This window comes from Sphingopyxis sp. (assembly GCF_019459305.1).
Taxonomy (GTDB): domain Bacteria; phylum Pseudomonadota; class Alphaproteobacteria; order Sphingomonadales; family Sphingomonadaceae; genus Sphingopyxis.
This window is the reverse complement of sequence record NZ_JAIBES010000039.1, coordinates 34,247-47,491: the sequence shown is the minus strand read 5'-3', so window position 1 is coordinate 47,491 and position 13,245 is coordinate 34,247. Positions and strand designations below refer to the sequence as shown.

The following is a 13,245-nucleotide window of genomic DNA, read 5'->3' as shown; positions in this document are numbered from 1 at the left end:
GGGCGGGGGCGCGGCGGCGCCGAGGTCAGGGAGCGCGTCCCACGGCAGCCACTCACGCCTGATGCGATCGGTAAGCAACCGCTGGTCGAGAAAGCTTGCGGCGCGATAGTCGGGCTCTGCAAGCAGCGCGACCAGAACCCGATCGTTGGCAAGATCTGCCATATGCGGGAGCAGACTTGCATCGGCAGCAAAGCGGCGCTGGAAGGGATCGTCGGCCATTGCCGAGCCATAGGAAAGGCGAAGCGGGTTGGCCAGATGGGATGAACCGGTGACGCGAGTGTGCTCAGGGGTGATGGGGTGGACGCCCCCCGGCGGCATCGATGTGCCATAGTGGAGGTGTTGTCACACCACTAGAGGAGGCGTCCGTGTCGGAAGTTAGCATAATCGGTCTGGATATCGCGAAGAATGTTTTTCATGCGCACGGCGCGGATGCGAGCGGGCGGGCGCTGTTCAGCCGCAAGATCGGCCGAGGGAAGCTCCTGGAGTTTTTTGCTGGGCACCAGCGTTGTACGGTCGCGCTGGAAGCCTGTGGGGGAGCGCACCATTGGGGCCGAGAGCTCACACGGTTGGGATACGAGGTGAAGCTGATCCCGCCGGCGTATGTGAAGCCGTTCGTGAAGCGGAACAAGAATGATGCGGCGGATGCGGAGGCGATCTGCGAGGCCGCCCAGCGCCCGAGCATGCGGTTCGTGGCGATCAAGAGTGAAGAGCAGCAGGCGTCAGGCCTGGTGTTCCGGACCCGTGATCTGCTGGCGCGGCAACGTACCCAGCTGATCAATGCCATCCGAGGCCATCTGACCGAATATGGCTGGGTAGCGCCCAAAGGCCCGTCGCAGGTCGCGATGCTCGGCGATCTGCTTGAGGACGAGATGGGCTCGTCGCTACCCGAGGCAGCCAGGGCGATGTTCCGCACGATGCTCGACCTGCTGGAGGAGCTGAACGAGAAGATCGGCGATCTCGACAAGGAGATTGCGCGCCGGGCTCGTGAGGATGCCGTCGCGAGGCGGCTGATGACGATCCCTGGGGTTGGGCCCATAACGGCCACCGCATTGGCGGCTCTTGCGCCGCCGGCAGAAACCTTCACCAAGGGACGGGACTTTGCGGCGTGGCTAGGGCTGGCGCCAAGGCAGATGTCGACGGGGGGCAAGCAGAAGCTGGGCTCGATATCCAAAATGGGCGAGCGCACCCTGCGGCGATTGCTCATCATCGGTTGCAGTGCGGTGGTCCTGCAGGCCAGCAAGCGAGGCGCGCCTAAGGGCTCATGGCTAGAGCAGATGATGGCGAGGAAACCGCGTATGCTGGTCACGGTTGCCCTTGCCAACAAGACAGCGCGGATCATCTGGGCCGTGCTAGTGAAAGAAGAGGATTACAGAGCTCCGGTCGCAGCCGCGGCGTAAGCCAAGGCGGACCAGAGGTCGCCGGAAGGCGTAGTCGGTCGAAGGAGAGTATGGCACAACAGTCGGCGAGACGGGGCCGGAAGAACCAGGGCTAACCACCGTGCCGCGAGCACGCTGTGGGTGATGTGGTTCCGGTCCGCGAACTCCCATACGGGCCCGCAGCCTCCGATGCTGCATCAGAGGCCGGACAGATGGCAGCATCCGACTACGTGAACTACCTCCAAAAACTGCTTGCGTCTTTTGGGGCGTTCTCTAATCGCGCCTCCCTCGTCAAGCCTGCTTCTTCGTCGCTTTCCGGGTCATGGTTCTCTCCGCGGTCGGCAAATGCCGCCGCAACATCTGGTCCGGTTGGAAAAGCGCGAGTGCTGCAAGGTCCACAACGGGCTTGCGTCACAGTGACGTGCCCATGGCCCCTAAAGCGCAGTCACCCGCACCTCGCCCGAGGCGACAAGTTCATCCGCCTGGGGGATGAACTGATAAACTATTGCGCGGCGGTCTCAGGCTCCCAGCGGAACGGCTCGCCCGATCGCCATATGCTGTGCAGGATCACCGATAGCTTGCGTGCGAGAGCTATACGCGCCTTGCCCGGCCCCGAGCGCTCGGCGATCGCCAGTGCCCAGTCCTTCAAAGGCAACGAGCGCTTGACCCGGTGCAAGATCACGACCGCTGCCTCATACATGAGCGTTCGCGCCAAGGCATCGCCGCAGCGGGAGATCCGCCCGCTTCGATCGATCTCTCCCGACTGGTAGCGTCTGGGCGTCAGACCGAGGTGAGCACCGACAGCCCGAGAACGAGAGAACCGTGCCGGGTCCTCGATGGTGCTGACGAATGCGAGCGCCGATAGTGCCCCAATGCCCGGAACGCTCATCAGCAGCCGGCAGGTCGGGTCAGCCTTGACGCGGCGCTGGATGGCGACGTCGAAACCGGCAATCTGCTCACGCAAGTGTCTCCATGACACCAGCAGCGGTTGCACTATCGCAGCCACTTCGGGCGAATTTTCCATGGCATGCTCAACGCGTCGATCGAACCGCATACCTCGCTCACTCCCGGGCAAGATGCCGAAGGTCTTCAGAACACCCCGTATCATGTTGGCAAGCCGCGTTCGCATACCGACCAGCTGAGCTCTGGCTCCAAGAAGCGATCGCGCCTGATGAGCTTCAAGCGACTTGACGTGCACCGCCCGATACCACCCCGTTCGCACTACCTGCGCTAGGCCTTCTGCATCGTTGTGGTCCGTCTTGTTCAATCGCATCTGCAGCGCTGACTTCACCCGGCGCGCATCGAGACAATCGACTTGGAGGCCTGAAGCTCGCAAGCCATGAACCAGCCACGGCGTCATTGCACCGGTCTCCACTCCAACCTTTGCATCAGATCCAGCGTGCTTGGAAACCAGCGTGGAGATCTTCTCGGGATGCGTGGGGCAGTCGCCTCTCCAGATACGCGTGCCTTCAGCATCAACCACGCATATTGCAGTAGTCTTCTGCGAAACGTCCAATCCTACGGAATACGGCATCGAATCCTCCAGTGTTGCTTACCACCGGGCAAAGCGCCCAGATCGCAACACTATCGACAATCCGACTCGGCGCCGCGATTACCCGAGGTCCACAGATGGTTAGCTGCCGTTCGCCTTACGTCGCCCCCGCGAAGGCGGGGGCCGCAAGGGGCCTATTCCTGCGTCGCCGCGTAAGCCGACAGCGGCCGCCGCCTTCGCGGGCGACGGCTGTTTTTGGTCGAAACCGGACCGCACCGTCAAGCATCCCGCAAAATAAAAGGGCCACGCTTCCTTTCGGAAACGCGGCCCTTTTCGAAAAGCTTTCGCCAGAGACGCCTCAGGCTTTCTCTTCGGCTTCGTCCGCGACAGGCGCTTCGGCAACCAGTTCCGACGGCGGCGTTGCGTCGTCGAATTCGTCTTCGCTGTCGGGCTCGAGCGCCGTTGCGACGGCTTCGGCCTGTTCTTCCTCGAACATCGCGGCGATGACGTCGATGCCTTGCTTCTGCATCTCGGCTTCATCGGGCGAGCGGGCGACGTTGACGCCGACCGACACGATAACTTCAGGGTGCAGCTTGACCTTGACGTCGACCAAGCCGAGCGCCTTGATCGGGCGTTCGAGCGCGACCATCGACTTGCCGATGTCCGTGATGCCTTCTTCGGCCAGCGCATCGACGATGTCGCGGACCGAAACCGAACCATAAAGCTGGCCCGTGTTAGACGCCTGGCGGATCAGAACGATCTGCTTGCCGTCGATGTCCTTGGCGCGGCCTTCGGCTTCGCCACGGCGTTCAGCGTTATCGGCCTCGATCTTGGTGCGGTTCGCTTCAAACAGCTTGCGGTTGGTGTCGTTCGCGCGCAGCGCCTTGTTGTTGGGTAACAGGTAATTGCGGGCAAAGCCGTTCTTGACGTTGACGACATCGCCGATGCCGCCGAGTTTCTCGATGCGTTCGAGCAGAATGATTTCCATCAGACCAGCCCTCCTTACTTCACAATGTAGGGCAGCAGGCCGATGTGGCGCGAGCGTTTGATCGCTTTTGCCAGCTCACGCTGCTTTTTGGCGGACACCGCGGTAATCCGCGACGGGACGATCTTGCCGCGCTCCGACAGGTAACCCTGGAGCAGGCGAACGTCCTTGTAATCGATGACCGGTGCGTCCTTCGCGGTGAAGGGGCAGGTCTTGCGGCGGCGGAAAAAGGGTCGTGCCATGGTCTCTATCCTTATTCTTCGCCGTCGCGGTCACGGCCGCCACGGCCGCCCCGACGTTCCTGCTTGCGCATCATGACTGACGGGCCCTTTTCGAGTTCGTCGACCTTGATCGTCATCCAGCGGATGATGTCTTCGCTGATCGCCGCCTGACGCTCGATCTCGGCGATCGCTTCGCCCGTCACTTCGGCCGACAACATCACATAATGACCCTTGCGGTTCTTCTGGATCTTGTAGGCGAGCTGTTTCAGGCCCCAGGTTTCGGTCTTATGGACCTCGCCCTTATACTCGGTGATGACGTTGGTGACGGTTTCCGCCAGCGCGTCGACCTGAGCCTGGCTCAGATCCTGACGCGCGATAAAAACATGCTCGTAGAACGGCATGATGCGCTTCCTTCGATTTGGCCGATCGCTGACCTGCGCCAATCGCAGGCCCCTCCGGCTGTCGTCTCGCTTTGCGAATTGGTGCAAAGCAAACGGGGCGATGGCATAGAGCCTCGCCCCGAATGAGGGCGCCTATACAGATCTGGCGACGGAAAGCAAGCTTTGGGGGCTGGCGGCAACCTGCCAGTATCACGCGCCATGATGGGTAATTTTGATACAGAAACCACTCGGACGACGATGCTTCCCGCCAAGGCGCGCAAAAGGGCGGCTCGAGATGAGAAATTGATAGCATTGCGCGTCCGATGGGCGCAGCTTTCCCGGATCGAAAACGGGGAGATTTTTGCTCCGTAAATCCGGAATTATTGGTGGCGTGGCGCTCGTGGCATTGGTCGGGGCGGCTTATGCGGCGGCTGGCGGCAAGGGCATGCCAGGCGAGTGGCTGGTGCAATTGCCCGCAGCCGGGACAGCTTCGACGCCCGCGGCGGCATCCGCCAAGGCGCCGGTCGCAGAGCTGAAGGCCGGCTGCAAGATCGCGGGCAGCTATATCTGCGTCTTTCGCGTCCGCGCCGTCGGCCGCGGTAACGAGCGGTCCGAAGCCGTGCGATCGGCCAGTGCCGACGGCGGCGATGTCAGCCATGTCTATTCAACCGCCTTGCAGGGCTTTGCCGTGCAGGCGTCAGCGCAAGGCGTTGCAAATATGCAGGCGCGCAATCCGAACATCGCCTATTGCGAGCAGGACCAGGTGGCGTCGATTATCGATCCGGTCGGCATCAATGCCAAGCCGGGCGGCGGTGGCGGTACGCCACCCGCGCAGACGGTGCCGGTCGGGATCGCCCGCGTCGGCGGTGGCACGACGACCGCCGCCGGGATCGCTTGGGTCATTGACACGGGCATCGACCTCAACCAACCCGACCTGATCGTCGACACCGTGCTCAGTCGCAACTTCGTGGCGCGCGAGAGCTCGGCTGAGGATGCGAACGGCCACGGCAGGCATGTCGCCGGGACCATCGGGGCGGTGAACAACAGCATCGGCGTCGTGGGGGTCGCGCCGGAGACACGGGTTGCCGCAGTACGGGTGCTCAATCGCCGCGGTACCGGCAGCTATGCCGACATCATCTCGGGGGTCGATTATGTCGCGGCGACCGGGCGCAGCGGCGATGTCGCTAATATGAGCCTTGGCGGCGGTGCCTCGCATGCACTCGACAATGCGGTGATCGCGGCGGCGAGCAATGGCATCGTCTTTGCGCTCGCCGCAGGCAACGAAAGCACTAGCGCCACGACCAAGTCGCCGGCGCGCGCCAACGGACCCAATATCGTCACCGTTTCCGCCGTCGATCGCAACGATGTTGGGCGAGCTTTTCCAACTTCGGCAATCCGCCGGTCGACTGGGCGGCGCCGGGCGTTTCGATCCAGTCGACTTGGAAAGACGGCGGTTACAACACCATTTCGGGTACCTCGATGGCGACGCCGCATGTGGCGGGTCTGTTCCTGCTGGGCGCCGTGCGCGCCGACGGGCTGGCGATCAACGACCCCGACGGCAGCCGCGACCCGATCGCGCACCGCTGATTGATCATGATGTTCGGGGAAGCGTCGGCAGTCTTTGACCACCGGCGCCTTTTCTATGCTGACAATCTTTCGAGAAGCTGGCGCCCGAATTCGGTGAGGCTATCGTCGCGCGCGCCGAGGATCAGGATGCGATCGCCGGATTTCGCCTCGTCCAGCATCGCCGCGCCGCAATTGTCGCGGGTGGTCAGATGCGCCGCATCGCCGCTGCCCGCGACGATGTCGGCGACGAGTGCCTCGCTGCCGATGCTGCGGTCGACAGTGCCGCCAAAATAGACGGGATCGCAGACATAGAGCTTGTCGCCGTCGCGCATTCCCTTCGCAAAGCTCGCCGCGAGTTCCTTGCCCATCTGGCGTAGCGGGCCGTAACCGTGCGGCTGGAAGAACAGCAGGGCGCGGCCCGGTAACTCGGCGACCGCGGCGAGGGTTGCGGCGACTTTGTCTGGGTTGTGCGCAAAATCGTCGATGACGGTGACGCCGTTTGCTTGGCCTAGCACTTCATACCGGCGCGCGAGGCCCGCGAAATCGGTGAGGGCGGCGACCGACTGATCGACCGAAATGTTGACCGCGCGCGCCGCGGCAATTGCCGCAAGGGCGTTCATCGCATTGTGGCGCCCGGGCATCCGCAGGCGCACCGCGTGCCGGTCGCCAGCAAAGCTGACCGTGAACCGGCAGCCATTGGGCAAAGCTTTGAAATCGCCGCCGCGGATCGCCGCTGCGTCGCTGAAACCAAAACGCATGACGTTTTGAGCCGCGAGCAGCGGTGCGGATTCGGCGTCGTCGGCGTTGATCACCGCGATGCGCGCCTTCGCAGCAAAATCGTCGAACAATGCGTGCAGTTCGACAAGACTTTTGTGATCGAGGCTGATGTTGGTGACGACCGCGACGTCGGGGTTGTACAGCGCGATCGAGCCGTCGCTTTCGTCGACCTCGCTGACATAGGTTTCCGCATCGCCAACCAGCGCGCTGGCAAAGGGCCGGTCGTCGCTCGCGAAATTGCGCATCACCGCGCCGTTCATCACGGTGGGCTTCCGGCCCGCGCTTTCGAGTATCCAGCCGATCATCCCGGTAACCGTCGACTTGCCGCTGGTCCCGGCGACGCCGATCGCCTTGTCCGCAGCGTTGAACAGCGCGGCGTTGAGGTCGGCGCGGGTCATGCGCGCGAGCCCGAGCGCGTTGGCCGCGGCGACATCGGGAACGCTGTCCTCCACCGCCGCCGACGCGACGAGGATTTGGCCGGATTTCGGGCCGCTGCCGTCTTGCGGGTAAAAGGCGATGCCCTGGCTTTCAAGCCACGCGAATTTGTCGGGCGAGCGGCCTTCGTCATGGCTGCGGTCCGACCCCGCAACGCTGGCGCCGCGCGCCGCGACGATCGTCGCCAGCGGCAACATGCCCGACCCGCCGATGCCGCAGAAGAAATAGGATTTGTTTTCCGACATGGCGGCGCGATATGGGCTTGTTGCAAGGTTTGCAACTGGCGCCCGCCGCAAAGTCCGTTCTTGTCGAGCGAAGACGAGACACCCACCGGGACAGCGCGGGGCCGAGGGGCATCGCAACTTTGCTCGATGCGAACGGAACAGGGGGTTGGCTGAAAATGCGTATCGGGATTGTTGCTCCCTCGACCCCCATATTGCCCGACGATGCCGAGGCGGTCCGGGCGCTCGCCAGCCTTGGCTATCCCGACGTCGAGCTGATCTTCGACCCGCAATGCTTCGCGACGCACGGTCATTTTGCGGGCGAGGACGGGCATCGTTTTGCGGCGCTGGTCGAGATGGCGAACCGCCCCGACATCGACGGGATCTGGTTCGCGCGCGGCGGTTATGGCGCGTGCCGGATCGCCGAGTATGCGGTCGCGGCGATGACCGACGTCGCGCGGGGCAAGGCGTTTCTGGGCTATTCGGATCAGGGCAATCTGCTCGGCGCGCTCTATCGCGAGGGTTTCGACCATGTCGCGCACGGGCCGATGGTCGCCGACATCCGCCGTGACGGCGGCGATGCGGCGGTGCTGCGCGCGCTCGACTGGCTCGTCGCGCGCGATCCGGGCGCTTGTGAGCCGGGTTTGCAGCATGGCGCGCGTCATGCGGCGTTTAACCTGATGACGCTGTCGATGCTGCTCGGCACGCCGCTGGAGCCTGACCTCGCGGGGCATGTATTGGTGGTGGAGGAGGTGAGCGAATATCTCTATGCGTTCGACCGCGCCCTTTTTCATGTCGCAAGCTATCTTGGTCCGCTCGGACTCGCCGGCCTACGGCTCGGCCGGGTGGGCGACATTCGCGAGAATGACCGCCCGTTCGGCATGGAGGCCGAGGAGATCGCGCAGGAGTGGTGCGCGCGCTGCGACATCCCATATCTTGGCCGCGCCGACATCGGGCATGATGCGGACAACAAGGTGGTCCCCTTCGGCTTGCATCGCGCCGGGTGAGGGAATAGGCGCGGCATCTTTCCGTCATCACGGCGTAAGCTGGGATCGCGGGAGTTAGGATGCAACCGACCCCAGCTTGCGCTGGGATGACGATGAGGAACGAATCATGCGCGCATTCATCTTTCCGGGTCAGGGCAGCCAGGCGGTTGGCATGGGCAAGGCGCTCGCCGACGCATCGCCGGTCGCGCGCGAGGTGTTTCAGGAAGTCGACGATGCGCTGGGGCAAAAACTGTTCCGGCTGATGACCGAAGGGCCGGAGGACCAGTTGGTCCTTACCGAAAATGCCCAGCCAGCGATCATGGCCAATGCGATCGCGACGCTGCGCGTGCTCGAAAAGGAAGGCGGCGTGACGCTGGCGGCCAAAGCCGATTATGTCGCGGGCCACAGCCTCGGCGAGTATTCGGCGCTCTGCGCAGCGGGCGCCTTTGACCTTGCGACCACAGCACGGCTGCTCAAGACGCGCGGGCAGGCGATGCAGGCCGCGGTGCCGGTCGGCATCGGCGCGATGGCGGCGCTGCTCGGCGCCGATATCGAGACCGCGCAGAAGCTCGCTGATGCGGCCGCCGAGGGTGAAATCTGCACCGTCGCCAACGATAATGATCCGTCGCAGGTCGTGATCTCGGGCCACAAGGGCGCGGTCGAACGCGCGGTCGCGCTGGTCAAGGATTTTGGCATCAAGCGCGGCGTACTGCTGCCGGTGTCGGCGCCCTTCCACTGCCCGCTGATGCAGCCCGCCGCCGACGCGATGGCAGACGCGCTGCGCGCCGACCCGCCGTCTGCGCCGCTGGTGCCGGTCGTCGCCAACGTCACCGCCAGCCCGGTCAGCGACCCCGGCATGATCCGCGACATCCTGGTCCAGCAAGTCACCGGCCGCGTCCGCTGGCGCGAAAGCGTCGGCGCGATGGAGGGTGTCGGGGTGACGCGCTTCGTCGAATTCGGCGGCAAAGTGCTGTCGCCGATGGTCAAGCGCAGCGCGTCGGGCGAGGTCGAGACGGTGAGTGTCATTTCGATGGACGACATTGAAGCGCTGCTCAAGACGCTCTAATTCAAAGATTTCAGGAGAAATTCAGATGTTCGATCTCACCGGCATGACGGCCCTTGTTACCGGCGCATCGGGCGGTATCGGTTCGGCGATTGCTCAGGCGCTGGCGGCGCAGGGCGCATGGCTCGCGGTGTCCGGTTCCAATGCCGACAAGCTGAACGCTTTTCGCGACACGCTCGGCGGCGATCATGTGGCTTTGCCCTGCAATCTGGGCGATGCGGCGGCAGTTGATGCGCTCGTGCCGGCGGCGGTCGAGGCGCTTGGTGGCAAGCTCGACATCCTGGTCAACAACGCCGGGGTGACGCGCGATAATCTGATCATGCGGATGAAGGACGAGGAGTGGATGGACGTCATCCGTATCAACTTGGAGGCCAATTTCCGCCTCGCGCGCGCGGCCGCGAAGCCGATGATGAAGGCGCGGTTCGGGCGGATCATTTCGATCACCAGCGTCGTTGGCGCCACCGGCAACCCGGGGCAGGCCAATTATGCGGCGTCGAAGGCTGGGGTCACCGGGATGACCAAGGCGCTGGCGCAGGAGTTGGCGAGCCGGGGGGTGACGGCGAACTGCGTCGCGCCGGGCTTTATCGCCACCGCAATGACCGACGACCTGCCCGACGCGCAGAAGGAAGCGCTCAACCAGCGCATTCCGGCGGGGCGAATGGGCGAGGGCAGCGATATTGCCGCCGCAGTTGTCTATCTGGCGTCGAAAGAAGCGGGTTATGTCACCGGTCAGACATTGCATGTGAACGGCGGCATGGCCATGCTGTCCTGATGGATCGCGCGGTGACAGTGAAGGGAATATCGGGATGCTGAAGGGTTTGATCGCGAGCGCTGCCTTGGCAATCGCGGCGCTACCCGCCGGGGCCGCGGCGCAGGAAGGCGAGAAGTTCGATTGCGCTGTGTCGGCGGTCGCTGCCGACATCAAGGCGTCGATCGGTGCGGCGATGGCAGGCGCGGGCGACGATGCCTCACGCGAAGTCCTGTTCAAGCAACTTGCGACGATTACCGAGGGCTGCGTGACGAAGCATGGCATCGCCGAAGCGCAGAAGGCCGCGTATTTCGATTACAGCCTCGCGCGCATCTCGCGCGAGTGGCTGGTCGGTGACATCGCCAAGCTCAACCTGCCGTCGGCGATCGTCGATAAGGCGCTCGGTTTCGGCCCGGCAGGCGCGAACCCCGACTTGTCGAGCGACATGACGGAAGATCAGATCATGGCGATCGTCCAGGCCTATATCGACAATGGCGTCGATATTGAAAAGGTCGACGAAGCGGCGTGGGAAAAGGTCGGCGCCTATGCGGCGGCGACATCGATTTACTGGAACAAGCGGAAACAATTGCCGTTTTGACGATCGATTGGAAGATCGCTCCCGCGAGACTCGTCATTGCGAGCGAAGCGAAGCAATCCAGGGCGGTTTACCCTACTCTGGATTGCCGCGTCGCTTCGCTCCTCGCAATGACGGTGCTATTTTAAGCTTAGCGCTCAGAAACTCGCCCGCGCGGTAATCCGGATATCGCGGCCGATCAGCGGCACATAATCCTTGGTAAAGCTGGCGTGGCGCCGCGCCTCGATATCGAAGATATTGTTCGCCGCTAGCGACAGCGTCAGGTTCTTGGTGTCGGGCAGCGGCCGCCAGCTGATCGAGGCGTTCACCAGCGTGAAGCCCTTGGTCGCCGTTTCGAACGGCGCGATGCGGGTCTGGTCGTCGGTCCATTCGACCTCGGCGCGCGCGTCGATGCGCTCGCCCTGCGCTTCAAGCCCGCCGAGCACGCGCATCGCCGGGATGCGCGGGACATGGTCGCCGCCCTTGATCTTGGCGCGCGTCATGTCGGCAACGACATCGCCGACAATGTTGAAACCGCCGATCTGCGCCAGCCGGGCGCTCGCCTCGGCCTCGAAACCCCAGACGCGGGCGTCGCGCTGGAAATATTGGAAGACGGGCAGCTCATCTTCTTCCCCGCCGGTGGCTTCGGAATAGATGAAATTGTCGAACCAGTTGGAATAGCCGGTCAGGCTAAGGCTGAACGCTTCGGTCTTCACCTTGAACGACGCTTCGGCACCCCAGCTGGCTTCGCGCTTCAGATTGACGTCGCCGACCTCGAACGATTGCGTCGCGATGTGTGGCCCGTTCGAGAAGAGCTCTTCGGCCGACGGGGCGCGGACGGCGCGAGCGACCGACAGGCCGATCTTCGCGCTGTTGCTGATGTCGTAATTCGCGCCCAAGGCACCCGATAAGGTGCCGAAACTGCGCGCGATGCCGAGCGCCGGGGCGCGGACATCGGTTGTTTCATAGCGCGCCGCGGCTTCGACGCCGAGCGAACCCAGCGTCCATTCCTGCAGGGTAAACAGCGCGAACTGGTCGGTCAGGTTGCGCGGGACAAAGGCTTCGGCGCCGATCGCGTTGAAATCGCGGTGGCTGTACTGGATACCGCTGGCGCCGCGCCAGCCGCCGCGGTCGTTCTGCGCCAGCTCGAGCCGACCCTCAACGCCCTGGTTGGTGAAGACGGTGCCGACCTCGTCGCCCTCAAATTCGGTATGTTCATAGTCGGCGAACCCGGCGCGGATGCGCAGCTTGTCGAAGAAACCGTCGCCCATTTCGACCTCGCCGCGCAGGTCAGCACGCCATTGCTTCAGGCCGATGGTGACGGGCGCTTCGCCATGGTCGTGGCCTTCCTCTTCTTCACCTTCCTCGTGATGCTCGGTGCCCGGGCGGCTGGGAACACCATATTTGCTGTCGTAATAGCTGACCGAAATGCCCAGCTGCCCGCCGTCGTTGATCAGCGACAGGCCGCCCGCGGCGGTCCAGGTTTCGCTGGCGGTGTTGGGAATCTTGCCGCGGCGGTTGGCGTCGGCGGTCAGTTCAGCGGCTTCGTCGAGGTGCCCTTCTTCGACTTCATGCTCGGCCAAGTGGAGCAAGTCATCGCGGATACCGGGGGCATAGACAAAGCCGCCCGACCGCGCATCGCCGGTCTTGCGCCAGCTGCCGTCGAGATGCGCAACGATCTGGGGGGTCAGCGCGACGTCGATCGAGCTGCCGATATTGCGGTCGTTGGCTGCCGTCGCATAGCCGCCGATTGCATCGATGTGGACATGGTCCGCCGGCACCTTGCGCGGGATGCGGCGGTCGAACAGGTTGACCGCGCCGCCGATCGCCTGGCTGCCGAACAGCAGCACCGCGGGTCCGCGCAGGATTTCGATCCGCTCGACGGTTAGCGGGTCGATGGTAACAGCGTGGTCGGCGGAGGTGTTCGATACGTCGATCGACCCGATGCCGTCGGTCAGAACGCGGACCCGCTCGCCCGAAAAGCCGCGCAGCACCGGGCGCGACGCGCCGGGGGCAAAGCTGGTCGCCGATACGCCGGCCTGGCGGGTCAGCGTGTCGCCGATCTGGCCGCGGATGTCGCGCGCCAGCTCGTCACCCTCCAGCACCGATACGTTGCCCAGGATGTCCAGGCTGCGGACATAGGGCGCGGTGACGATAATCGGGTCGCCGGTGTGCACATCGTCATCGCTCCCTGCAGCACGATCCTGCGCAAAGGCTGGGGCGGCGAGGAAGATGGCAAGGGAGAAACCGACGGAGGAAAGCAGACGCATTGACGAAAAATCCTGATCATTGCAGAGGGAATATGACGGGGTCAGTAATGTTATACTGTTACTAAGGCAAGCATCGACCCTGCAATTTTTTTGGCAGTTTGTCGGCAGCACGGCGCTGTTGGTCGACAAAGTGCGATCTCGCTGATGCCAA

12 protein-coding genes and 1 pseudogene are annotated in these 13,245 nt (G+C 63.7%); 6 read left to right on the top strand and 7 right to left on the bottom strand.

Annotated features, from left to right (window positions below; translation table 11 throughout):
• Window positions 1–219 (bottom strand): hypothetical protein (locus tag K0M74_RS04435; protein WP_293968489.1); only part of this gene is annotated, 219 nt, incomplete at its 3' end.
• 146 nt (window positions 220–365) lie between these two features.
• Between K0M74_RS04435 and K0M74_RS04430 the strand changes: the two genes are divergently transcribed.
• The gene (locus tag K0M74_RS04430; protein WP_293968487.1) at window positions 366–1,397 is read left to right on the top strand and encodes an IS110 family transposase; all 1,032 of its coding nucleotides are present in this window, start codon (window positions 366–368) and stop codon (window positions 1,395–1,397) included.
• Window positions 1,398–1,878: 481 nt separating this feature from the next.
• Here the strand turns inward: K0M74_RS04430 and K0M74_RS04425 are convergent, their stop codons facing one another.
• From K0M74_RS04425 to rpsF, 4 genes are all read right to left on the bottom strand, one after another.
• Window positions 1,879–2,910, bottom strand: a complete 1,032-nt coding sequence (locus K0M74_RS04425; protein WP_293968485.1) for an IS110 family transposase — start codon at window positions 2,908–2,910, stop codon at window positions 1,879–1,881.
• A 316-nt stretch (window positions 2,911–3,226) separates the two neighbouring features.
• Window positions 3,227–3,856 carry a 50S ribosomal protein L9 gene (gene rplI, locus K0M74_RS04420; RefSeq protein ID WP_293968484.1) on the bottom strand — a complete coding sequence of 210 codons (630 nt, stop codon included), beginning with the start codon at window positions 3,854–3,856 and terminating at the stop codon, window positions 3,227–3,229.
• Window positions 3,857–3,870: 14 nt separating this feature from the next.
• Complete coding sequence (rpsR, locus tag K0M74_RS04415) at window positions 3,871–4,095, bottom strand: 30S ribosomal protein S18 (RefSeq protein WP_088440322.1); 225 nt, start codon at window positions 4,093–4,095, stop codon at window positions 3,871–3,873.
• An 11-nt stretch (window positions 4,096–4,106) separates the two neighbouring features.
• Window positions 4,107–4,475, bottom strand: a complete 369-nt coding sequence (gene rpsF / locus K0M74_RS04410) for a 30S ribosomal protein S6 (RefSeq protein WP_293968482.1) — start codon at window positions 4,473–4,475, stop codon at window positions 4,107–4,109.
• Window positions 4,476–4,899: 424 nt separating this feature from the next.
• Here rpsF and K0M74_RS04405 point away from each other — a divergent pair.
• A pseudogene (locus tag K0M74_RS04405) lies at window positions 4,900–6,041 on the top strand (S8 family serine peptidase).
• 53 nt (window positions 6,042–6,094) lie between these two features.
• On the opposite strand, the gene K0M74_RS04400 reads toward K0M74_RS04405, so the two are convergent.
• On the bottom strand, window positions 6,095–7,477 hold the full coding sequence (locus tag K0M74_RS04400) for a Mur ligase family protein (protein WP_293968478.1): 1,383 nt from the start codon (window positions 7,475–7,477) through the stop codon (window positions 6,095–6,097).
• 155 nt (window positions 7,478–7,632) lie between these two features.
• Here K0M74_RS04400 and K0M74_RS04395 point away from each other — a divergent pair, with 155 nt between their 5' ends.
• The 4 genes from K0M74_RS04395 (at window position 7,633) to K0M74_RS04380 (ending at window position 10,848) form a co-directional block, all read left to right on the top strand.
• On the top strand, window positions 7,633–8,460 hold the full coding sequence (locus tag K0M74_RS04395) for an LD-carboxypeptidase (RefSeq protein ID WP_293968476.1): 828 nt from the start codon (window positions 7,633–7,635) through the stop codon (window positions 8,458–8,460).
• A 106-nt stretch (window positions 8,461–8,566) separates the two neighbouring features.
• Window positions 8,567–9,505 carry an ACP S-malonyltransferase gene (gene fabD, locus K0M74_RS04390; RefSeq protein ID WP_293968474.1) on the top strand — a complete coding sequence of 313 codons (939 nt, stop codon included), beginning with the start codon at window positions 8,567–8,569 and terminating at the stop codon, window positions 9,503–9,505.
• Window positions 9,506–9,530: 25 nt separating this feature from the next.
• A complete protein-coding gene (fabG, locus tag K0M74_RS04385; RefSeq protein WP_293968472.1) occupies window positions 9,531–10,274 on the top strand; it encodes a 3-oxoacyl-[acyl-carrier-protein] reductase in 744 nt (247 codons plus the stop codon).
• 34 nt (window positions 10,275–10,308) lie between these two features.
• On the top strand, window positions 10,309–10,848 hold the full coding sequence (locus tag K0M74_RS04380) for a hypothetical protein (protein WP_293968470.1): 540 nt from the start codon (window positions 10,309–10,311) through the stop codon (window positions 10,846–10,848).
• Window positions 10,849–10,982: 134 nt separating this feature from the next.
• Here the strand turns inward: K0M74_RS04380 and K0M74_RS04375 are convergent, their stop codons facing one another.
• Window positions 10,983–13,094 carry a TonB-dependent receptor gene (locus tag K0M74_RS04375; protein WP_293968468.1) on the bottom strand — a complete coding sequence of 704 codons (2,112 nt, stop codon included), beginning with the start codon at window positions 13,092–13,094 and terminating at the stop codon, window positions 10,983–10,985.
• Window positions 13,095–13,245 lie beyond the last annotated feature (151 nt).

Excerpts from the sequence above, each read along its gene's own strand:
- K0M74_RS04395 (WP_293968476.1), top strand. The coding sequence starts at position 7,633 with ATGCGTATCGGGATTGTTGCTCCCTCGACCCCCATATTGCCCGACGAT.
- K0M74_RS04375 (WP_293968468.1), bottom strand. The coding sequence starts at position 13,094 with ATGCGTCTGCTTTCCTCCGTCGGTTTCTCCCTTGCCATCTTCCTCGCC.
- K0M74_RS04400 (WP_293968478.1), bottom strand. The coding sequence starts at position 7,477 with ATGTCGGAAAACAAATCCTATTTCTTCTGCGGCATCGGCGGGTCGGGC.
- K0M74_RS04425 (WP_293968485.1), bottom strand. The coding sequence starts at position 2,910 with ATGCCGTATTCCGTAGGATTGGACGTTTCGCAGAAGACTACTGCAATA.
- fabG (WP_293968472.1), top strand. The coding sequence starts at position 9,531 with ATGTTCGATCTCACCGGCATGACGGCCCTTGTTACCGGCGCATCGGGC.
- K0M74_RS04380 (WP_293968470.1), top strand. The coding sequence starts at position 10,309 with ATGCTGAAGGGTTTGATCGCGAGCGCTGCCTTGGCAATCGCGGCGCTA.
- fabD (WP_293968474.1), top strand. The coding sequence starts at position 8,567 with ATGCGCGCATTCATCTTTCCGGGTCAGGGCAGCCAGGCGGTTGGCATG.
- rpsF (WP_293968482.1), bottom strand. The coding sequence starts at position 4,475 with ATGCCGTTCTACGAGCATGTTTTTATCGCGCGTCAGGATCTGAGCCAG.
- rplI (WP_293968484.1), bottom strand. The coding sequence starts at position 3,856 with ATGGAAATCATTCTGCTCGAACGCATCGAGAAACTCGGCGGCATCGGC.
- rpsR (WP_088440322.1), bottom strand. The coding sequence starts at position 4,095 with ATGGCACGACCCTTTTTCCGCCGCCGCAAGACCTGCCCCTTCACCGCG.